The sequence below is a fragment of the Streptosporangium sp. NPDC000563 genome (assembly GCF_040299985.1).
Lineage (GTDB): Bacteria > Actinomycetota > Actinomycetes > Streptosporangiales > Streptosporangiaceae > Streptosporangium.
The window spans coordinates 266,257-286,690 of record NZ_JBEPDA010000006.1 but is presented as its reverse complement, the minus strand read 5'-3'; the positions used below and the strand labels follow the sequence as shown (position 1 = coordinate 286,690).

At 69.8% G+C, this 20,434-nt stretch carries 19 protein-coding genes; 8 read left to right on the top strand and 11 right to left on the bottom strand.

Annotated features, from left to right (window positions below; translation table 11 throughout):
• Positions 1–68 precede the first annotated feature (68 nt).
• A complete protein-coding gene (locus ABT352_RS18405) occupies positions 69–2,204 on the bottom strand; it encodes a beta-galactosidase (protein ID WP_350946036.1) in 2,136 nt (711 codons plus the stop codon).
• Positions 2,205–2,519: 315 nt separating this feature from the next.
• Here ABT352_RS18405 and ABT352_RS18400 point away from each other — a divergent pair, with 315 nt between their 5' ends.
• From ABT352_RS18400 to ABT352_RS18385, 4 genes are read left to right on the top strand one after another with little or no spacing between them, the layout of a single operon-like run.
• Positions 2,520–3,827, top strand: a complete 1,308-nt coding sequence (locus tag ABT352_RS18400; protein WP_350946035.1) for an ABC transporter substrate-binding protein — start codon at positions 2,520–2,522, stop codon at positions 3,825–3,827.
• The gene (locus ABT352_RS18395) at positions 3,824–4,726 is read left to right on the top strand and encodes a carbohydrate ABC transporter permease (RefSeq protein ID WP_350946034.1); all 903 of its coding nucleotides are present in this window, start codon (positions 3,824–3,826) and stop codon (positions 4,724–4,726) included. Before ABT352_RS18400 ends, ABT352_RS18395 begins: the two co-directional genes overlap by 4 nt.
• On the top strand, positions 4,726–5,592 hold the full coding sequence (locus tag ABT352_RS18390) for a carbohydrate ABC transporter permease (protein ID WP_350946033.1): 867 nt from the start codon (positions 4,726–4,728) through the stop codon (positions 5,590–5,592). Before ABT352_RS18395 ends, ABT352_RS18390 begins: the two co-directional genes overlap by 1 nt.
• Positions 5,593–5,634: 42 nt before the next feature.
• Complete coding sequence (locus tag ABT352_RS18385; RefSeq protein WP_350946032.1) at positions 5,635–6,636, top strand: LacI family DNA-binding transcriptional regulator; 1,002 nt, start codon at positions 5,635–5,637, stop codon at positions 6,634–6,636.
• A gap of 228 nt (positions 6,637–6,864) precedes the next feature.
• Here the strand turns inward: ABT352_RS18385 and ABT352_RS18380 are convergent, their stop codons facing one another.
• Entirely contained in the window at positions 6,865–8,112 is a 1,248-nt protein-coding gene (locus ABT352_RS18380) for a hypothetical protein (protein ID WP_350946031.1), read from the bottom strand.
• A gap of 343 nt (positions 8,113–8,455) precedes the next feature.
• Between ABT352_RS18380 and ABT352_RS18375 the strand changes: the two genes are divergently transcribed.
• A complete protein-coding gene (locus tag ABT352_RS18375; RefSeq protein ID WP_350946030.1) occupies positions 8,456–9,946 on the top strand; it encodes a pyridoxal phosphate-dependent decarboxylase family protein in 1,491 nt (496 codons plus the stop codon).
• Positions 9,947–10,084: 138 nt separating this feature from the next.
• Here the strand turns inward: ABT352_RS18375 and ABT352_RS18370 are convergent, their stop codons facing one another.
• The 6 genes from ABT352_RS18370 to ABT352_RS18345 form a co-directional block, all read right to left on the bottom strand.
• Positions 10,085–10,405 (bottom strand): type II toxin-antitoxin system PemK/MazF family toxin, encoded by a 321-nt coding sequence (locus ABT352_RS18370; protein WP_350946029.1) that lies wholly within the window; start codon positions 10,403–10,405, stop codon positions 10,085–10,087.
• Complete coding sequence (locus ABT352_RS18365) at positions 10,395–10,625, bottom strand: hypothetical protein (protein ID WP_350946028.1); 231 nt, start codon at positions 10,623–10,625, stop codon at positions 10,395–10,397. Before ABT352_RS18365 ends, ABT352_RS18370 begins: the two co-directional genes overlap by 11 nt.
• 129 nt (positions 10,626–10,754) lie before the next feature.
• Positions 10,755–11,447, bottom strand: coding sequence for a maleylpyruvate isomerase family mycothiol-dependent enzyme (locus ABT352_RS18360; protein ID WP_350946027.1), 693 nt, complete (start codon positions 11,445–11,447; stop codon positions 10,755–10,757).
• A gap of 350 nt (positions 11,448–11,797) precedes the next feature.
• Positions 11,798–12,064, bottom strand: coding sequence for a hypothetical protein (locus ABT352_RS18355; protein WP_350946026.1), 267 nt, complete (start codon positions 12,062–12,064; stop codon positions 11,798–11,800).
• 353 nt (positions 12,065–12,417) lie between these two features.
• A complete protein-coding gene (locus ABT352_RS18350; protein WP_350946025.1) occupies positions 12,418–12,906 on the bottom strand; it encodes an NUDIX hydrolase in 489 nt (162 codons plus the stop codon).
• A gap of 243 nt (positions 12,907–13,149) precedes the next feature.
• Complete coding sequence (locus tag ABT352_RS18345; RefSeq protein ID WP_350946024.1) at positions 13,150–14,049, bottom strand: alpha/beta hydrolase family protein; 900 nt, start codon at positions 14,047–14,049, stop codon at positions 13,150–13,152.
• 171 nt (positions 14,050–14,220) lie between these two features.
• On the opposite strand from ABT352_RS18345, the gene ABT352_RS18340 reads away from it, so the two are divergent.
• The 3 genes from ABT352_RS18340 to ABT352_RS18330 all read left to right on the top strand — a co-directional run bounded on the left by ABT352_RS18340 (position 14,221) and on the right by ABT352_RS18330 (position 17,105).
• Positions 14,221–14,799, top strand: coding sequence for a TetR/AcrR family transcriptional regulator (locus tag ABT352_RS18340; RefSeq protein WP_350946023.1), 579 nt, complete (start codon positions 14,221–14,223; stop codon positions 14,797–14,799).
• Positions 14,800–14,946: 147 nt separating this feature from the next.
• The gene (locus ABT352_RS18335) at positions 14,947–16,197 is read left to right on the top strand and encodes an amidohydrolase family protein (RefSeq protein WP_350946022.1); all 1,251 of its coding nucleotides are present in this window, start codon (positions 14,947–14,949) and stop codon (positions 16,195–16,197) included.
• 518 nt (positions 16,198–16,715) lie between these two features.
• Positions 16,716–17,105 (top strand): hypothetical protein, encoded by a 390-nt coding sequence (locus tag ABT352_RS18330; protein WP_350946021.1) that lies wholly within the window; start codon positions 16,716–16,718, stop codon positions 17,103–17,105.
• 262 nt (positions 17,106–17,367) lie between these two features.
• Here ABT352_RS18330 and ABT352_RS18325 read toward each other — a convergent pair whose 3' ends face one another.
• From ABT352_RS18325 to ABT352_RS18315, 3 genes are all read right to left on the bottom strand, one after another.
• A complete protein-coding gene (locus ABT352_RS18325) occupies positions 17,368–17,712 on the bottom strand; it encodes an MmcQ/YjbR family DNA-binding protein (RefSeq protein ID WP_350946020.1) in 345 nt (114 codons plus the stop codon).
• Positions 17,713–17,768: 56 nt separating this feature from the next.
• Complete coding sequence (locus ABT352_RS18320) at positions 17,769–19,880, bottom strand: alkaline phosphatase family protein (RefSeq protein WP_350946019.1); 2,112 nt, start codon at positions 19,878–19,880, stop codon at positions 17,769–17,771.
• Positions 19,881–20,012: 132 nt separating this feature from the next.
• Complete coding sequence (locus ABT352_RS18315; protein WP_350946018.1) at positions 20,013–20,309, bottom strand: hypothetical protein; 297 nt, start codon at positions 20,307–20,309, stop codon at positions 20,013–20,015.
• Between the last annotated feature and the right edge of the window lie 125 nt (positions 20,310–20,434).

Here is a 20,434-nt window from a genome sequence, read left to right as displayed (position 1 = left end):
GAGTGATGTGGACGATCCCCGAGACCCCGGGCGCCGCGCTCAGGTGACGGGCGCGACCCCGGGGACGATCACGCGTCTCCGGCCGGCTCGACGACCGTGACGCCGCCGGCGGGCACGGTCGCCGACCCGGTGTACGCGGCGCCGTCGAGCATCCCGGTCCCGCTCACCTCCGGGACGGTGACCGGCTCCTCGCCGTGGTTGATGAGGAAGAGGTGGCGGCCCCGGCGTACGAGCTCCAGGGTGTCGGGCAGGCCGCGCGGGCGGGACACGCCCGCCAGGTCGAGGACCGCGCGAAGGAGAGCGCGCAGATCCCGCTCGGCGCCCGTTCCCGTGTCGCCCGCCGGGCCGCCGAGGTCACCGGGGTCACCGGGGTCACGGCGACCTTCGGGAACGCCGGCGCCGGGGGCGCGGTCGGGGTCGCGGAACCCTTCGGGAACGCCGGGGGCGCGGTCGGGGGACGGGTCGAGGGCGGTGGCGACGTACCAGGCGGTGCCCGCGCCCAGCTCGTGGCGGGTCACCGCGGGGTGGCCCGCGTCCGGCCCGCCGGTGAAGGCGTGCACGGCGCGCGCCCCGGCGAGGCGGACCCGCTCGGACCAGATCCGGCCGGTCAGGCCGTCGTCGCCGACGGGCACCGTGCCGTTCTCCGGCAGCGGGTGGAACTCCTCCACCGTCAGGCCGAGCACGTCGCGCAGCGCGCCGGGAGGGGCGCCGGGGTGGACGGCGTCGTTCTCGTCGACGATTCCGGAGAAGTAGGAGACGACCAGGTGCCCGCCCGCCTCCACGTAGCGGCGCAGGTTCTTGCCCGCCGCCTCCGTGAGCAGGTAGGAGCTGGGGACGACGACCATCCGGTACGCGGAGAGGTCGTCCCCGGGGCGGGCGAAGTCGACGGTGACGTGCTCGCGCCAGAGCGCCTCGTAGTAGGCCTCCATCCGCTCGCGAAAGCGCAGGTCGACCGAGGGGCGCCACTCCAGCTCCAGCGCCCAGAACGACTCCCAGTCCCACACGAGCGCGACCTCGGCCTCGACGCGGGAGCCGCGCAGGCCGGCCAGCCCGCGCAGGCCGGCGCCGAGGGCGACCACGTCGCGCCAGAGGTCGGAGTCCGTCCCGGCGTGCGGCAGCATCGCCGAGTGGAACTTCTCCGCGCCGTGCCGGGAGGCGCGCCACTGGAAGAACAGCACCGAGTCCGATCCCCGGGCGACGTGGGCGAGGCTGTTGCGCCGCATCTCCCCCGGCCGCTTGGCGAGGTTGCGCGGCTGCCAGTTGACGGCGCCGGTCGAGTGCTCCATGAGCATCCACGGCCGACCGCCCGCCACCGAGCGGGTGAGGTCGGCGGCCATGGCCAGCTCGATGTGGTTCTCGGCCCGCACTGCTTCGAGGTAGTGGTCGTTGGAGACGACGTCCACCTCGTCCGCCCATCGCCAGTAGTCCATCGCCACACAGTTGGCGATCATGAAGTTGGTGGTGACCGGCTGGTCGCCGAAGCGGCGGATGGTGTCGCGTTCGCGGCGGAAGTTGGCGATGTGCGCCTCGACGGAGAAGCGCGCGTAGTCGAGTTGCAGGGCCGTCAACTGGCCGGGCAGTGCGAGCCTCGGTGGCTCCACCTCCTCGAACGAGCCGTAGGTCAGCCCCCAGAACGTGGTTCCCCAGGCCGCGTTGAGCGCCGCCACGTCCCCGTGCCGCTCGCGCAGCCAGTCACGGAACGCCTCGGCCGAGGTCTCGCAGTAGCAGCGGGCGTTGGCCCAGCCGTACTCGTTGTGGACGTGCCACATGGCGATCGCCGGATGCCCGGCGTAGCGCTCGGCGAGCCGCTCGGCGAGCCGCTGGGAGGCGGTGGCGTACTCGGGGGAACTCGGGCAGAAGCTGTGCCGGGTGCCGCCGGCGATGACGTGGCCCTCGCGGTCGACCAGGCGGGCGCCGGGGTGGGCCGTCCTGAACCAGGTGGGCGGGGACGACGTCGGCGTCGCGAGATTGATCATGATGCCCCAGGAGTGCAGCAGCTCGACGATCCTGTCCAGCCTGTCGAAGTCGTAGACCCCCTCGGCGGGCTCCAGCATGCTCCAGTTGAACACCCCGAGACTGACCAGGTTCACCCCGGCCTCGCGCATCAGCCGGACGTCCTCGCGCCAGACCTCCTCCGGCCACTGCTCGGGGTTGTAGTCCCCGCCGTACGCGATGCCCTCTGGCAGGGCGGGATATCCGGACAACGACTCCCCCTCGAACGATTTCTGTGAACGTGCACAGTAATCTACGGCCGTCTTTCACGGAAGACCAGTGGCGAGACTCCCGGAGCAGCAGCGGGTTAACAAGAACGTAACGGGCATTGACAGCGCGTCCCGGCTGATTTCAGTCTGTGAACGTTCCCAGAGAGGTGCCACTGGCCTCCCCTCCCCCCGGCCTCTCTCGCCGACTTCGCCGGCGGCCCCGCCCCTGTGGCCTCCCAGCGGCCGACGCCCCGTCATGAACCCGCCATGAACCCGTCCTGAACTCCCCCACGGACCCCCACGGAGGAACACATGCAGATGAACCGGCTCGTAGCGGTGGCGACCGCGTTCCTCGCCGCCGCCCTGGCCGCCGGGTGCTCGGGCACCCCCCAGGAGGCGGCCGCCCCGGACACGCGGAGTTCGGCCCCCGCCGGGCCGGTGAAGCTCACCTACTGGACCTGGGTCCCCAACATGGACAAGATCGTGACGGTCTGGAACCAGGCCAACCCCGACATCCAGGTCACCGTCAGCAAGCAGGCCGGCGGCGACGACGCGGCCGCCAAGTTCCTCACCGCCGCCAAGGCGGGAAACCCTCCCGACCTCGTCCAGGCCGAGTACCAGATGCTGCCCTCCTTCGTCGCCGCCGACGCGGTGGCCGATCTCTCCGGCGAGGCCGGCACGGCGAAGGGCGAGTTCGGCGAGGGCGTCTGGGGCCTGGTCACGCTCGGCACCGACGCCGTCTACGCGCTCCCCCAGGACAGCGGCCCGATGATGCTCTACTACCGCCAGGACCTGTTCGACAAGTACGGCATCGAGGTGCCGAAGACCTGGGACGAGTACGCCGAGGCCGCCCGCACCGTGCGGAAGAAGGACCCCAAGGTCTTCCTGGGAACCTTCTCCAGCAAGGACCCCGGCTCCTTCGTCGGCCTCGCCCAGCAGGCGGGCGCCCAGTGGTGGTCGATCAGCGGCGAGTCCTGGAAGGTCGCCGTCGACGACGAGACCACCAGGAAGGTCGCAGACTACTGGGGCGGCCTCGTCTCCGAGGGTGCCATCGACGACCAGCCGTACTTCACCCCCGAGTGGAACAAGGCGCTGAACGACGGCAGGCTGCTCACCTGGCCCTCGGCGGTCTGGGCCCCCGGCGTGCTGTCCGGCAACGCCCCCAAGGCGAAGGGCAGGTGGGCGATCGCCCCGCTGCCGCAGTGGAACGCCGGCGAGAACGCGAGCGGCTTCTGGGGCGGCTCCTCCACCGCGGTCTCCGCCAAGTCCCCCCACCTCGCCGCCGCCGCGAAGTTCGCGACCTGGCTCAACACCGACCCCGAGGCGCTCGGCCTGCTCGTCTCCGAGGGCGCCCTCTACCCGGCGGCCACCAAGGGCGCCACCATGCTCGGTGAGGCCCCCGAATACTTCTCCAACCAGCCCGACTTCTGGCAGCGGACCGCCACGATCGCGAGCGGCGCCCGCGGCTTCACCTTCGGCCCGAACGTCAACGTGACCTACAACGCCTTCAAGGACGCCTTCGACAAGGCCCTGCAGGACAGGTCGGCGTTCTCCGACGCCCTCGTGAAGATGCAGGACGCGACGGTCGCCGACATGCAGAAGTCCGGATTCCAGCTCACCCGATGACACGACGCCCCGGCGGCGGCGTTCGCACCGCGAGCGCCGTCCCCTACCTCCTCCTCGCACCGGCCATGGCGCTGTTCACGCTCTTCATGGCCCTCCCCATCGCCTACACGGCCTACCTCAGCCTGCGGCGCACGAAGGTCTCGGGGCTGGGCCTGGGCAAGGGCTCCCGCCGCGAGGTCTTCGCCGGCCTCGACAACTACGCGGCGACGCTCGCCGACGGTGAACTGTGGGCCGGCTGGCTGCGCGTCCTGGGCTACGGCCTGCTGGTGCTCGTCGTCATGCTCGGGCTCGCCCTGCTGTTCGCACTGCTGCTGGACTCCGCGCACGTGCGGCTCGCCCGCTTCTCCAGGATCTCCCTCTTCCTGCCGTACGCGGTGCCGGGCGTGGCCGCGACCCTGCTGTGGGGCTTCCTCTACCTGCCCAGCCTCAGCCCGATCCGCCAGGTGCTCGACGTCGACCTGCTCGGCGCGGGCACGGTGGTGCTGTCCATGGCGAACGTGGCGGTCTGGGGCGGCGTCGGCTTCAACACGCTGGTCCTCTACACCGCGCTGCGCGCCGTGCCCAGGACCTACTACGAGGCCGCCAGGATCGACGGGGCGAGCGAGATCCAAATAGCACTGCGGGTCAAGGTCCCGATCCTGCTGCCCGCGATCATCCTGACCACGGTCTTCTCCATCATCGCCACGATCCAGGTGTTCACCGAGCCGACCACCCTGCGGCCGCTCACCAACACGATCAGCTCGACCTGGAGCCCGCTCATGAAGGTCTACCGCGACGCCTTCGTCACCGGCGACCTCTACTCGGCCGCCGCCACCTCGATCGTCATCGCGGCGATCTCCCTCGTCCTGTCGTTCGGTTTCCTGCGCGTCGTCCGCGACCGCGCCTTCGGGGAGGGCTGATGGCCACCACACCCCTCACCGGGGCCCGCCGCCGACGCCGCCCGGCCGGGATCGCGCCGACCGCGATCCTGCTGCTGGGCGCGCTCTACTGCCTGCTGCCGGTCAGCTGGGTGCTGGTGGCGGCCGGCAAGTCGAAGGCGGAGCTGTTCTCCACCTCGGCCTTCGCCCCCGGCACCGGCCTGCTGTCCAACCTCGCCGACCTCGCCGCCTACCGCGACGGCGTGTTCTGGCTGTGGATGCTCAACACGCTGCTGTACGCGGGCGGCGGCGCCCTGCTGTCCACGGCCGTCTCCGCCGTCTCCGGTTACACCCTGGCCAAATATCGCTTCCCCGGCCGCAACCTGATCTTCAACCTGCTGCTCGGCGGCGTCCTGGTGCCCGCCGTGGTGCTCGCCATCCCGCAGTATCTGCTCTTCTCCCGGATCGGGCTCGCCGACACCTACTGGTCGGTCCTGCTCCCGCAGATCCTCAGCCCGTACGGCATCTATCTCGCCCGCGTCTACGCCACCGCCGCCGTCCCCGACGCGCTGCTGGAGGCCGGGCGCATCGACGGCGCCGGGCACCGGCTGCTGCTGGGCCGGATAGCCCTGCCCCTCATGCTGCCCGGCATGGTGACCATCTTCCTGTTCCAGTTCGTCGCGATCTGGAACAACTTCCTGCTGCCGTTCATCATGCTGGGCGACGACCAGAGGTTCCCGCTCACCGTCGGGCTCTACACCCTGCTCGCCGCGGGGGCCAACCAGCCCTCGCTCTACAACCTGATCCTCACCGGCACACTGCTCTCGATCATCCCGTTGATCGCGCTCTTCCTCACGATGCAGCGCTACTGGAGGACCGACCTGGCCGGCGGGGCCGTGAAAAGCTGAGGCCAGGCCGACCGGCCGCCGGGCGAGGGGAAAATGGGGAGCATGGCGAAGCGTCCGACCATTCACGACGTCGCGGCGGTGGCGGGGGTGTCCCGGGGAACGGTGTCCCGGGTCCTCAACGACGACCGGTATGTCAGCCCCGCCGCGCACGCCGCCGTCAAGCGGGCCATCGCCGAGACGGGCTACGTGCTCAACCGGGCCGCCCGCAGCCTGGTCACCCAGCGGACCGGCTCGGTGGTGATGGTCCTGTCGGAGCCGCAGGAGAGGCTGTTCGAGGATCCCACCTTCAGCGTGCTGCTGCGCACCGCCACCCGGCGGCTCGCCGAGCGGGACGTGTCGCTCGTGATGATGATCGCCGGGAACGACGGCGACCGCGACCGGGTGATCCGCTACCTGCGCGGCGGCCACGCCGACGGGGTCTTCCTGGTCTCCACCCACGCCGGTGACAAGCTGGTGGACGCGCTGCTGGACATCCCGGTGGCCGCCGTCGCCCAGGGGGCGGTCATCGGCAGGGAGAACGTGATCCCGTACGCCGCCGCCGACGACCGCGAGGGCGCCCGGCAGATGACGCGCTACCTGGTGGAGCGCGGCCACCGGCGGATCGCCACCATCACCGGCCCGCTCGACACCCCCGGCGGCGCGCTGCGGCTGGAGGGCTTCGCCGACATCCTCGGCAGGAAGGCCGGCAGGAGGCTCATCGAGCACGGCGACTACACCCAGCTGGGCGGGGAGAGCGCGATGGCCAGACTGTTGGAGCGCTCCCCCGACATCGACGCGGTGTTCGTCGCCTCCGACCTGATGGCCGCGGGCGCGCTCTCGGCCCTGCGCGCCGCGGGGCGGAGGGTGCCCGAGGACGTCGCGGTGGGCGGCTTCGACGACTCGGCGGTGGCGCTCACCACCCACCCGCCGCTCACCACCGTCCGCCAGCCCCTGGAACGGGTCGCGGAGGAGACCGTCCGCCTGCTGCTCGCCCTGATCGACGGCGCCGAGCACCTGGAGCCGGTCATACTGCCCACGACCCTCGTCGTGCGTGAGTCCGCCTGACCCGCTGATCACCGTACGCGGGGCGGCGGCCGGACCGACCGGCCATCGGTCACCGTACGCGGGGCGGCCGGACCGACCGGCCATCCGATGGTCACCGCACGCGAATCCATCGGACCGGTCCGCCACCGTACGCGGAGCCGCCCGACCTTTTCCTCCGGCCGACCTGATCGTCAGGTCGGCCGGAGGAGCGGCGGAATCAAACAGGATCGAGCGGGATCGACGGCCGGGTCAGCGACCGGGCGAGGACCCGTTCACGGTGAGAACCTGCTCCTCGGTCTCGATCGCGGGGAAGGTGCCGGTGTCGATGATCCCGTGCTCGTGGAAGGCGGCCTCCAGCAGCGCGTGAGCCTTGGGCTCCAGCTTCCAGAGGGCACGGTACTCACGGGCGGTGGCCAGGGAGACCCCCGTCTCGTGGGCGATGTCGGCCGCGCGGGGCACGAACTTCCGCTCGATCTGCTTGTCCCAGTATTCCCGCGCGGCGCGCATCAGGGCCGCGCGCTGCGCCGTGTCGACGACCGGCGGCGGACCGTCCAGCACCTGGACCTCGTCGTCGTCATCCTCGTCCCCGAACCGCGACGAGGAGGGACCCGCGGCCACCGCGGGACGCGCCGGCTCCGGCTCCCACGGCACCGGCGGCGTCAGGTCGATCAGCGCGGAGGTGTTGTAGAGGGCGCCGATCTGGGAGAGCAGGGCCTCCTGGCGCACCGAGTCGACGGCCAGGCCGGTGTGCTCCACTGCCCGGTCCATGGCACGGTCCAGCTTGGTGAGGGCCGAGCGCATCTTCCGGTCGGACGCCCCGGACTCGCGGAGCGCGCGGGCGCGCTTGGCCGCCAGCGCGACCCTGGTCAGCCTGCGGTGGGCGTCGACCTCACTCGCCGTACGGTCGCTGACCTCGGCCAGCCCGATGCGGACGAGTGCCCGCTCGGGGGTGAGCCGCCAGTTGATGCGCGAGCGCCCGCTGATCCGGTGGCGTTCGATCGCCATGCCGCGCTCCCACAGCCACGCCGCCACCAGGGGAGCGGCGAGCCGGAAGATGGCCTCGGCCGTGCTGCGGGCGTCCATGCTGGACAGCACGGCGGTCAGGCCGGTGAGCGCCCACACGGCGATGCCGTCGATGCCCGCTGAGAAGTTCTCCCGCATGTTGCGGCGGGCACGGACCGCGCTGGTGATGACCGCGACCTCGATGAAGGCGAAGAGCAGCAGCCTCAGCGGGCCGTCGAAGCCGAGCACGTCACCGGAGAAGCGCCACATGCCCTGGGCGGAGACGCCCGTCGCGATGCTGGCGGCGACGATGGTGAGGATGTCCTCCACCGGACGGGGCGCGACATGGGAGTGGAAGAAGCGGACCGCTATCCGCTGGACGGCGCGAAGCGCGAAGTAGGCCACGACCAGCAGGACGAGGGCGAACACGCCGATGATGACCGTCAGGATCGGCTGGTCCGATGCGAAGGCGGTAATTTGATCGATGGGGGGCATCAGTCACTGTCCGTCAGTCTCGAATGTCCGACAGGATATTCAGCGATCATTCCAGAATGTTCGGTGGCTTGTTCGCGAAACGGGCGCTCACGCGCGTGACAGAAGTGAACACAGTTGCGCCGACAGCCAGTAAAGACAGCGGCTCCCGTCCGCCCGGCCGCCCCTTCGTGGTCGGCCGGGCGATCGGGCAACGGCCTCGTAGCCTCCCGCCTGCCGATATTCGCCCGGCCGGGCGGTCGCATACCGGCCCCGCACGGGGGTGAGTTCGCATGATCGCCGAAGACCGAGTCCGTACCCCGGGGGTCGTTGGTCAGACGTCCGACCGGCGTCGTAGCGTCGAGGCATGGACGCCAGCGACAAAACGGTCACTTCTCACGCTCCCGGGCCGTCGCCCACCGGCGGCCACCCGCCCGAGACGCCGCAGGCGACGGGAACCGGTCGCGAGCGCGGGACGCTCGGCACCGACCGTGACCACCTCCCCGAACTGCTTGAGGCCACCCGCGCCTACGCCGCACGCCTCCTCGCCGGGCTCGGCGACCGGGCGGCGGCGCGGACACCGGTCAGGCCCGCGCCCGCGTCGCTGCCCGAGGCGGGGGTCGGCCTGCGGGGGGCGTTGGAGGAGTTCGCGCGGCGGTGGGAGCCCGGCTTCGCGGCCGGTGCGGGCCCCCGCTACCTGGGTTTCGTCACGGGCGGCGTGACGCCCGCCGCGCTCGCGGGCGACTGGCTGACCGGCACCCTCGACCAGAATCCCACCTCGGGCCTGGACTCGCTCGCCCCTGACCTCGAACGGGAGACGGTCGGGTGGCTGCGTGACCTCTTCGGTCTGCCCCCCGAGCACGAGGGGGCGTTCGTCAGCGGCGCGACCCTGTCCAACCTCACCGGCCTCGCGATCGCGAGGGAGTGGCTGGGCGAGCGACGCGGCGTCTCGGTGGCCGAGGAGGGCGTCGCGGCGCTCGGGCCGGTGACCGTGCTGTCGGGAAGCCCGCACTCCAGCACCGTCAAGTCGCTGTCCATGCTCGGCCTGGGACGGTCGGCGCTCCGGCGGGTCTCCCTCCTGCCCGGCAGGGAGGCGGTGGACGTGGCCCGGCTCGCCGAGGAACTCGACCGGCTGGACGGGGCTCCGGCGATCGTGGTCGCCAACTCCGGCACGGTGAACACCGTCGACTTCGACGACCTGCGCGCCATCGCTGCCCTACGCGAGCACCACCCGTTCTGGCTGCACGTGGACGCCGCGTTCGGGGCCTTCGCCGCACTCTCGCCCGAGCACGCCCACCTCGTCGCGGGCCTCGGCGAGGCCGACTCGGTCTGCGTGGACCTGCACAAGTGGCTGAACGTGCCCTACGACAGCGCGGTCCAGTTCACCCGCCGCCGCGACCTGCAGATCCGCGTCTTCCAGAACTCCGCCGCCTATCTCACCCCGGTGGGCGACGTCCCCGACCTCGTACACCTCACGCCGGAGAACTCCCGGCGCCTGCGTGCGCTGGCCGCCTGGTTCACCCTCGCCGCGTACGGTCGCGAGGGGCACGCGGAGATCGTCCGGCACGACATCGCCCTCGCCGCCGCACTCGGCGAGCGGATCGCCGCGATGCCCGCCTACCGGCTGCTCGCCCCCGTACGGCTCAACGTGGTCTGCTTCACCCTCGCCTCCTCTCCCACCACGGCGGGGATCGCCGAGGTGGCCGAGGCGATCACCGAGTCCGGCGAGGCGTTCCTCACGCCGACCGTCCACGAGGGTGTGCCCGCGCTACGCGCCGCGTTCAGCAACTGGCGCACCACCGAATCCGACGTCGACCGAATCGCGAAGCTCCTCCAGGAGGTCGTGAACCGAGCGTGAGCTCGACCGGCCTCGGAGCAGTGATCGAACGGTTCTGATTAGTCCAGTCCGCGGGGCGTCCGCCTTCTGCCGTGATCCCGTTCTCGTACTCCATCGGAAGTGGGATCACGGCGAAAAGGCGCCCATCCGGCGCTTTCTCTATCGGAGCAGCCCGAGGACCGTGTGGAGGGCCTCGTCGACCTCTTCGATCTCGGCGGGGTCCAGGCGACCGGCGAAGTCGCCCAGACGGTGCGGGGTGACAGCCATGGTCTGCTCGACCATGACCCGGCTCTGCTTGCCGAGCAGTTCGACTTCGGGACGGAAGGGGGCGGGGGGTGCACTGGCCGAGGTCGGTGCGATGAGGACGGTGGAGAGGTGGGAGAGGAAATCCGACTGGAGGATCACGGCGAAGCGCTCGCCTCGCTGTTCATGGGCCATCGCGTCACGAGGAGCGCGCAGCCGGTACACGTCACCACGCACGCAGGTGCTCCGTGTCCTTCATGATCGCTTCGGCTTCGGCCCTGTCGGCGGGATCTTTGGCCAGCCTCTCGGCCGCGATCCGGGCCTCCTCCATCCGATGGAGTCGTTGGGCGACGACAAGAGCTTCACGAACCGCTTCGGTCACGGAACGGCCATCAGCGGTCAGCTCGCTCAAAGCCTTCTCCGCTCTGGCATCAAGGTCGACAGTCAGCATGGCCATATCTTCACTGTACGATGCGGCGTCTCGCAGGTCTTCGACCAAATTCTGTGAGCACATGGATACTCAGAGTGGTCGAATGTATGCCTCGCCTGCCGAGCGGTGAGAGGCGTCCGGACGGCAGGTTCTCGATCATGTCATCTCACCGCGTCCTCGCAGGATCGAGACGCCGTCGCCGTCGAGTTCGTCGCAATACGTCATGCGCCCGGTCATCGCCATCGTGAGTGCCAGGGTGGTGCCGGAGACGAGCGGACCGGAGCCGGTCGCGAAGGGGCCGTCGTCGGCGACGAGCCGCAGGCCGGCGATCCGCCCTTTGGCGACGACGACGAAGTCGCTGCCCTGGTAGTACTCGGCCAGCCGGGTGATGGTCCCGATCGGGTAGTCACGGCGAATACCCAGTGGCCGCCGGATGTCCTCGGCGTGCAGGATCGTCTCGCCCAGCATCGCCACGACCGGGACGGGCGGCTTGGTCATGCTCGCGACGACACGACGGAACCTGTCGTGCGTCTCGGCCGCGGTCGCGCCCAACTGTTCGGCGAGCCGCATGGCGTTCTGCCTGTTGAAGTCGAACCGGCAGCGGATCACGCCCGCCATCCACCTCACCGGAGTGAGGGTCGCCGCCGAGGTGAGGTGCGCCAGCACCTCGCGCACGGTCAGTCCGGAGCACAGCGACGGTGTCGCCCACTGCTCGTCGGTGAGATCCGCCAGGTCGGCCGCGAGGGCCGCCCGCTCGGCGTGGACCAGTGGCCAGATGCCGGAGGCGCGGCGAAGACGGCGAAGGCGGCGAAGGCGGCGAAGGCGCAGCCTCGGTTCCGGAGCGGTCATGTCGGATGATGTTCCGTCGTGGGTCATGGCAGTCCTCGCGGCGGTCGGTAGGAACGGTTACGCGTAGGACTTTCGCCACGGGGCGGAATCGTCGCCGGTGAGCGGTTTTTCGATGGGCGATCTCGCGCGGGAACGGCCGAACGCAATGGTACGCGGCCTCCGGTCTGGTCCGGCAGAGCTCTCAGAAGCGTACTCGCCGTCTGCGCCACGCCGGCTTGGGCGGGAGCGGGAGGCCGGAGGCCTCGGCTTCATGGGATGGGTCTCCGGCCGTCGAGGGTCTGTTTCCCGCTACTCGGCACCAGGGGTGGATCTTGTGTGTGCCTGTGTCGAGATCACGCGTGTGCCGATCGTCAGGCTCCGGGGCATGGATTGTTTCGGGTGTTCTCGCCGAGGTTGTCCAGACGTTCGCCCCACTTCTTGCGGCCTTCCGGGGTCTTCAGGCTGTTGATCTCGTCCCGGACCTTCTTGCCCGCGTAGGCACCCCCGAGCGCTCCGGCCGCCGGTTGCCCGGCGGCGGTGCCGAGGAGCGTGACCTTCACCGCGACCGTTGAACCTGCGACCGTGGCCACGGCGTCGATGGCATCGTGAGCAAAGGAGTTCTTCTTTTTCTTTCCCATATCACCCCTTCTTCTGGCCCTCTGCGGGGCGGTTGAACATATCCGAAAGGTAAGACATGGAATGATTTATGACGACGGCAGGTAATACGATTGTAGCTTACCGGTCAGAGAGCTGGATATTGACATATATTGTGTAATCTTCTGACAAGTCGTGATCTCGATGAATTATCTGCGGAGTCGCGCCTGAAATAGGTGAGGGCGGGCGTCACGGATACGATCATCGGCATTTTCCGGTCCATCGTGCTTCTCCCTTCGTGCTCGACCATCCAGCCGTCGATGCGGTAACCAAACCCGACAATTCACCGAAACCGTCGGGCTCCTCTCGCACATGAGGACGGAAATACCGAGGCGAGTCAATCGCTCAAGTGCCGCTGAAGGCGAGTGTGCTGCGCCAGGGTCGCGTCGATGACCTGAGTGCCATCGGGCGGAGTGTCGGCGGTGTCCCACCAGCGGATGGCGCCGATCTCCCCATTGGGGGTGAAGGCGTCGTGGAGGGTGGGGACGTGGGCGGTGTAGATCGCGGCATACTCGTCGCGTGGTGGGCCGACGAGCCGGAAACGTGCGTACCCGGCGAAGGTGAGGGTGGGCAGCCGCAGACCGCTCTCCTCATGGAGTTCCCGTACGGCGGCCTGAAGAGGCGTCTCGCCGGGATCGATCCTGCCGCCGGGTAGTTCCCACTCCCCGCGGAAGCGGTCGAAGACCAGTAGCAGGTGCCGGCCGCACCAGACCGCGACCAAGGCCGCGGGCATCGGCGCGTCGTCCGGCGCGCCGGCGACGCGTGCGGCCGGCAGGAACGCCGTCAGCGCGTTCCCTTTCGTGTCCTGGGCCAAGGCTCGATCCATGCATCCATGATGAGCACCCACGGGCAAGACCTCACCGCCCGACACCTCGACCGCCTGCAAGGAGGCCCGGCCGTGGCATCCACGGCGGCGGCCTGACTCTGGAATGTGCGGCTTTCCCCCTACAGGACACAACCGAATCCCGTGCTGCCGCACAGGCCGAATACCGCCCACCCAAGCCCCGCCGGCGGAACCGGCCGACCGACGCTCCCCGGCACGACCGGGTTTCCGGCAGGGGTGAAATCCCTACTTGGAGTCGAGGCTGCCCAGGCCGCTCTCCACCGGTGCCGGCCAGGTGGAGTCCTTGAGGCCGAGGGCGTCGCGCAGGTAGGCCCACGTGAGCTGCTGGATCAGGGCGACCCGCTCGGGGCTCTCGTCCGTCGTCTCCCTGATTTCGTAACCGGCGACACCGCCGAGCGAGTGCTCCGCCCCGGCCAGGGTGAGCAGGCTCTTGCTACCCGGGCTCAAGCGGTAGGCGTCGGTGAACCAGTCCGGACCCCGGACCGACAGCGGAGAGTCGTCCCGGTCGCCCGCGACGACGAGGGCCGGGGTGGTCATGTCCGCGAAACTCGGGCTCATGAAGGGGAAGTGCTCGGCCGCGAACGGGGAAAGGTCGGCTCCGCCGGTACCCGTCACGGCCAGCAGTACGCCCGCCTTGATCCGCGGATCGGACATGTCCTCTCCGGGGACGCCGTCGGCGTCGAGGACTCGCGCTCCCAGCAGCGTGCTCGCCGTCTGGGCACCCCAGGAGTGCCCGGCCACGGCGACGCGCGTGCCGTCAAGACGTCCGGCGAGGCCGGGGACGGACGACTCCAGGAGGTCGAGCCGGTCGAGGGCGAGTTTCAGGTCGTCGACCCGGAGCCTCCAGATCAGCGGTGTACGCGGGTCGTCGGGCGGGAGGTTCAGCGTCCGCGAGTCGAGGTGGGTGGGCTGGACGACGACGAAGCCGCGGGAGGCCCAGAAGCCGGTCAACGGGTCATAGCCGGTCGCCGACTGGCCGAAACCGTGGGAGAAGACGATGACGGGCAGCTCGCGGCCGGTCGTAGGGGCGGAGATCCGCACCCGCAGATCCTCTCCTCGATCCGGGGCCGGCAGCGTGACGGGGTGCACCGAGACGACCGGCGTGGGCTCTGGCAGTGCGTGCATGATTGTTCCTTCGCGACGTGGCGATGTGATGATGACCGTGACGTGTCAGCGGCTGCGGTTCGGCGATGACCGTGACTTGGCATCGGCCTGCCGGGCTGACATCCTGGCAATGCGGAACCCGGTTCCGCTTCGAATATACGGAACACGGTTCCGCTTTGCAAGGGGGCAACAATGACCGGCACAAGTGGCGAATCGTCGGCCCCACGCAAACGGGCCGATGCCCGGCGCAACGAGAAGACCCTGCTGGAAGCCGCCGCCGCGATGTTCGTCTCCTCCGGCGTCGACGTGCCCGTGCGGGACATCGCCGCCAAGGCAGGCGTCGGCGTCGGCACGATCTACCGCCACTTCCCGACACGGGCCGACCTCATCGTCGCGGTCTACCGTCACCAGGTGGAGGCGTGCGCCGAGGCCGGTCCCGTACTGCTGGCGAAGAGCACCACACCGCACGCCGCGCTCGCGAGCTGGATCAACCTCTTCGTCGACTTCCTGGTCACCAAGCACGGTCTGGCCGAGGCGCTGCGCTCCAACGACGCCGCCTTCCAGACGCTGCACGCCTACTTCCTCGACCGCCTCGTCCCCGTCTGCGCCGACCTGCTCGACGCCGCCGCCACGGCGGGCGAGATCGCCCCCGACATGGACGCCCTCGTCCTGATGCACGGCATCGGCAATCTCTGCATCGGCGCCGACAATCCCCGCTACGACGCGCGCCTCATGGTCGGGCTCGTCATCGCGGGACTACGGCTCCGTTAAGCCGGTTTTCCGCGGGGATCCACAATGGACGGCCTTCCATCGCCCGGTTAGAACGTCGTCCCCCCTTTCGAACCACCACACTCGCAAGGCACCGGCTTGGCAGATCTGGCCGTCACGCTCCTGCCGGTGTGCTTCTACCGTGCTGTCATGGACGCTCCAGACCTGCTCATCCGCAACGCCACCCTGCGCGGCCGTCCCGGCAGGTGGTCGCTGGCCGTCACGGGCGGGCTCATCGGCCACGTCGCCCAGGACGATCCCGACCTGCCCCCGGCGACCGGCATGACCCTCGACGCGGACGGCGCCCTGGTCACCGAGCCGTTCGTGGACGCGCACCTGCACCTGTGCAAGGCCCACACCCTCGACCGCGCCGGGTCCGCCGCACTCTCGGAGTACACCGCGGGCGCGATGGGGGCCGCGATGGGCGCCATCGAGACGGCCGCCGCCGTCAAGACCGGCCAGACCACGCGATCCGTCCTCGAACGCGCGAGACCGGTGCTCCTGGAGTCCGTACGACACGGCGTCCGGGCGGTGCAGGCCTTCGCCGACATCGACCCGAAGGCAGGACTCACCGGCCTGGAGGCGCTGCTGGCACTGCGCGAGGAGTTTCGCGGCGTGGTCGACGTGCGGGTGGTGGCGTTCCCGCAGGACGGCCTGCTCCGCGAACCCGAAACCGAGGAACTCGTCGTCGAGGCCGTACGGCTCGGCGCCGACGTGGTGGGCGGCATCCCCTGGATCGAGTGGACCGACGCCGACGCCGCCGAGCACGTGCGGCGCATGGTCGGCCTCGCCCAGCGGCACGGCCTGCGCGTCGCCATGCTCGTCGACGACGCGGGAGACCCGGGACTGCGCACGACCGAGATGCTGGCGCGGGAACTCCTGGCGCGCGACATGGTCGGACGCGGCAGCGCCCAGCACGCCAGGGCGATGGCGCTCTACCCCGAGCCGTACCTGCGCCGCCTGGCCGGGTTGTGCCGCGCCGCGGGGCTCGGATTCGTGAGCGATCCGCACACCGGGCCGCTCCACCTGCCGGTCTTCCGGCTCGCCGACGCCGGTGTCCCGGTCGCCCTCGGCCAGGACGACATCGAGGACGCCTACTACCCGTTCGGGCGGCACAACCTCCTGGAGGTGGCCTTCCTCGCCGCCCACCTGCTCGACGCGCGCACCGACGACGCCCTGGAGCGGTTGTACGACATGGTGACCGTCAACGCCGCGCGGGTCGTCGGCCTGCCCGTCCACCGTCTGGAGGCCGGTGCCCCCGCCGATCTCGTCGTCCTCGAAGGACGAACCCTCCGCGAGGCCCTCACCGGGCACGCGCCACCCCGCCACGTCGTCGTCGCGGGCCGGGTCGTCGCCTCCTCCACCCTGCACACCTCCTTCGGACCCGGCGTTCCCCGCTGACGGCGTTTCTTCGGACCTGGCGTTCCCCACGGCGGACGCTCCTTCGAACCCTGCCTGCCCCGGACGCGCTTTCGGACTCGGCATTTCCCCTGGTGGATGCCCTCTCGAAGCCAACGGTCTTCGATGACGGATACGGGAAACCGGTGCCCGAGCGCCATGGCGACCCCGGCCGACGGGGGGTTCTCCCACGAAAACAGGAGCTCGGACGAGGACGATCTACCGAACCCTGGCGGTTCCGCCGCGAATGACACCCTGCCGGGACGCGAGCCTTCCGCCGAGACCGATAGCCGAGCGTCACCGATCCCCCCGTCTCCGTTCCTTTCCGCTACCGCCAGGTAATCCGGCCGCCCCAAGCCTTTGGGATCCGCTAGCAGACTCCCGCATCCCCAACCACTTACCGTGAAGACAGGTTACGCATCGTGTCGGCGTCGCCCTCGACGCGGCGCGGCGCTCCGCCGGCCCGGGCACCGCCCTGGGCTCGACCGATTCGACATCGATTCGATGTGGAGTGATCTGCCATGACCATGATCAGAAATGCCCTGGCGGCCGGAGCCATGACGGTCTCCGCCCTCGTCGTCCCCGTGGCGATGCCGACCCCGTCCGCCGTCGCGGACACCGTGGCCGTGACCACCCCGACCACCGCCACCTCCGCCCTGAAGCCCTGCCGCGAGCACAAGAACCCCGCAAGGTGCCGCGCCCGGCGCGAGCACCGGTACGAGTACGGACGGAACTACCGGCACAAGCACGGCCATAAGCACATGCGCGGGCATGGGCAGGACTACGGGCGTGAGTACGGAGGAAGCAAACGCGGACGCGAGCGTGTCGGCATCGGCGAGGGCGTCGGTATCGGCGGCGGTATCAGCGACAGCATCGGCGGTAGCGGCACCGGCCGTGGGATCAACAACTGACGGACGACCTACGGACGCCTGACGACGGCCGGCCGGCCCGGCAGCGACCGGACGACGGAGCCGGCCACCGGCGGTCAGGAGACCGAAGAAGCGTCACCGTGACCACGAGCCGCACGCTCACCTTCCCGTGAGCCAACCTCCTGTCGGCCCCGCGTTCCGCATGTGCCACCCCGGAACCAGCACGATTCCCCAGCCAACCTGATCGAATATGGCATTTGACCAGCAACGATGCGGCACATGCGGAAAATGGGGCCAACCGGGGCTAGTGTGCGGCCTCGTGGGCGTCGACGAGCTTCTTGGGAGCCGTCAGGCACCACGCCTCGGTGACCAGCTCGAACAGCTCGTCCGCGTCGATCTTCGCGAGGTGGACCACGACCCAGCCGAACTGGCCCGCGGTGAACTGGATCTCGAACACCTCCGGCCGCTCCGCCACCAGCGCGAGCTGCTCGGCGATCGTCGACTTGAGCCCCACGGTCTCCGTCTTCTCCCACAGGTAGCCGAAGCCCTTGCCCCGCACCTTCAGCGAGACCCACTCACCGCCGTCGCCCTGCTCGGTCTCCGGCAGCCGCTTCACCATCTCCAGGAATTCATCCACGCTCACACCCATGGCCCACGGTCTACCAGAGCACACCGACATTTCTCCCCCGCCGTCCCCGGCGGCCGTCAGCCCGTGACACTCGGTTCGCCGTTCTCGATGTGTCCCATCAGGCGTCGGGCGAAGCCGGTGTCCCCGGCGACGGTGATCCACAGGTCGTACCACCCGGTCGCGGCCCGCCACGGCACCCGCGCGGTGTCACGGGACGCGACCCGCAGCGTCCGCGCCGTCCCGCCGTAGGCGAGGGGCAGGACCGTTACGTCGGCGGGTCTGTTACCGGTGTTGACGACGGTGATCTCGATCGTCCGGGTGGCCGCGTCGATCACGCTGGACATCTCCACCCTGTCGTCGGTCCCACCCCGAAACTCCCTGCGGAAGCCGTTCGGGCCGGTGAGGACGAGGGCGTACGTGGGACAGGGGAAGTAGACCACCTCGCGGGCCTCGCCGAGCACGTCGAAGTGCAGAGGCCGGACGAGTTCCCCCATGTAGCCGTACAGCGCCAGGTGCGCGCTCTCCGCACCGGTGTTGCTCATCGTGATCTCGACGGCGCGACCGCCGGTGCGTGCCGAGGCGTCGGGCCGGTACGGCAGCGCGCGGGCGGGCCTGACGCCCGGTTCCGCGCACGGCATGCGCTGCTCGGCGGGGGCGTCGGGATACCAGCGGCCGACCGCGACTCCCTGGGCGACCGGAGCGTCCCGACCAGCCGCGACCTCCTGGACAACCGGAGCGTCCCGGTCGGCCGAGATGTCCCGAACAGTCGAGATGTCCTGATCGGTCAGAGCACCCTGGGCGGACGCGGCACCCTCCGGGACACTGATTTCCGGCGTCACGGGCGTGGGCCACGCCTCCGGGCGGGCGAAGTCGAAGGCGGAGGTGAGATCTCCGGCGACGGTCCGCCGCCAGGCACTGATGTCGGGGGCCTCGATGCCGAGCCAGGTCTCCAGGAACCGGACCGTAGAGCTGTGGTCGAACGTCTGCGAGCAGACGTGGCCACCCACGCTCCACGGTGATACGACGATCATCGGGACGCGCATGCCCAGCCCGATGGGACGTCCTCCGACAAACTCTCCCGGGGTCCCTTCCGGCGGGACGGGCGGGGGAACGTGGTCGAAGAAGCCGTCGTTCTCGTCGTAGGTGACGAAGACCGCGGTGCTCGCCCACACCCCCGGACTCGACGCCAGCGCGTCGAGAATCCGGTAGACGACCTTCCCGCTCTCCACCGCCGAGGAGCCCTCGGGGTGTTCGGAGTCGGCGAGCGAGGTCACGACGTACGAGACCGCCGGTAGGCGTCCCGCCGCCACGTCGGCGGCGAACCAGTCCCCCAGCCCGCCCGTCCGGGTGCGCCGCAACGCCCGGTCGTAGAGCGCCCGGTCGGCCGGATCCAGGCGTGCCACCTTCTCCTCAAGCTCGGCGAGCATCGGCGCGGGATCCTCGGACGCGCGCACCTTCTCGTAGAAGGAGTACATGCTGCTCTGCCCGAGTTTCGCCATGACCGCCTTGAACGTGGCGAAGAACTCAAAGTTGTTGCACTGGTAGTTGTCCCACTCCTGGTAGACCTGCCAGGAGTGCCCGGCCTGGGTCAGCAGTTCGGGCACCGTGGTCCAGGTGTAGCCCGGGTGCCCGTCCTCCTCACAGGCGCCGTTGTCGACGGCCCGCTGCTCGGTGCCCGGCTCGTAACCCGTGTGGCCGGAGACGTGGTAGTTGCGGTTCGGCGTCGTGGAACTCAGCACCGAGCAGTGGTAGGCGTCGCAGATCGTGAACGCGTCCGCCAGCTCGTAGTGGAACGGAAGATCCCCGCGGTCGTAGTACGCCATGGTGGACGGCCCCTTGTTGGGCACCCAGGCGTCGTTCCAGCCCATCGCCCAGGCGTTCTGCGTACCGAGCCAGGTGTGGTCGTGGGTGTCGAGCAGCATCGGGTCGGCTCCCGCGCGCTCGGCCGCCTCCCGTAGGGAGAAGGGCAGGATCCCGTCCTGCTCGAAGATCGGGCGGAGCGCCCGGGTGGACACCGCGTTGCGGTCCCCGTAGCCGCGCACCCCGCGCATCCGGCCGAAGTAATGGTCGAACGACCGGTTCTCCTGCATGACGAAGACGACGTGCTTGAGGTCGGAGAGCCCTCCGGGAGGGGCGGGCCGCGCCAGCAGGCGCACGAGAGAGGGGGGAAGTGCGGACGGTGCCGACATTGGCGCATCCCTTTAACGGCATTTCAGGCAAACCTCAACCTAACCCACCCTCGGGGTGCAACCGGTGCGGCGGCGGGAACACGATGCGAACGGAGAGCGCGACCGTCGGAACGACGGCATAAGGTCAACAGGTCAACGGTCCGGCTGCTGTAGCCGCTGGATCTGGAGACGCAACTCTCGTTCGCGGTTCAGGTGCCACTGCTCACGGCGTATCTCCGACTCCTCGGCGGCCTGCTCGTCCCAGCGCGCCCGAATCACCTGGATGTGGCGCAGGGTAGCGCGAGACAGCCATATGACGCCGATCACGATCGCCATGAGCACGGTCACGTGACCGGCCAGGAACAGCACGAAACCGGCGAGGAAACACATCCAGTACGCGACCTTGACGGCGATTTCTATCGCGCCGATGTGCTTTTCGAACAGCGTCATCCGTTACTCCGATTCTGGCACTTGGCGAAGTTACCGCACATGAGAGGTAACGACCGAAATATCGGTTTCAACCGCTCAGGATGGCCATCGCTCCACCGACGAAAGCGCGATGCCGACCGAGTACG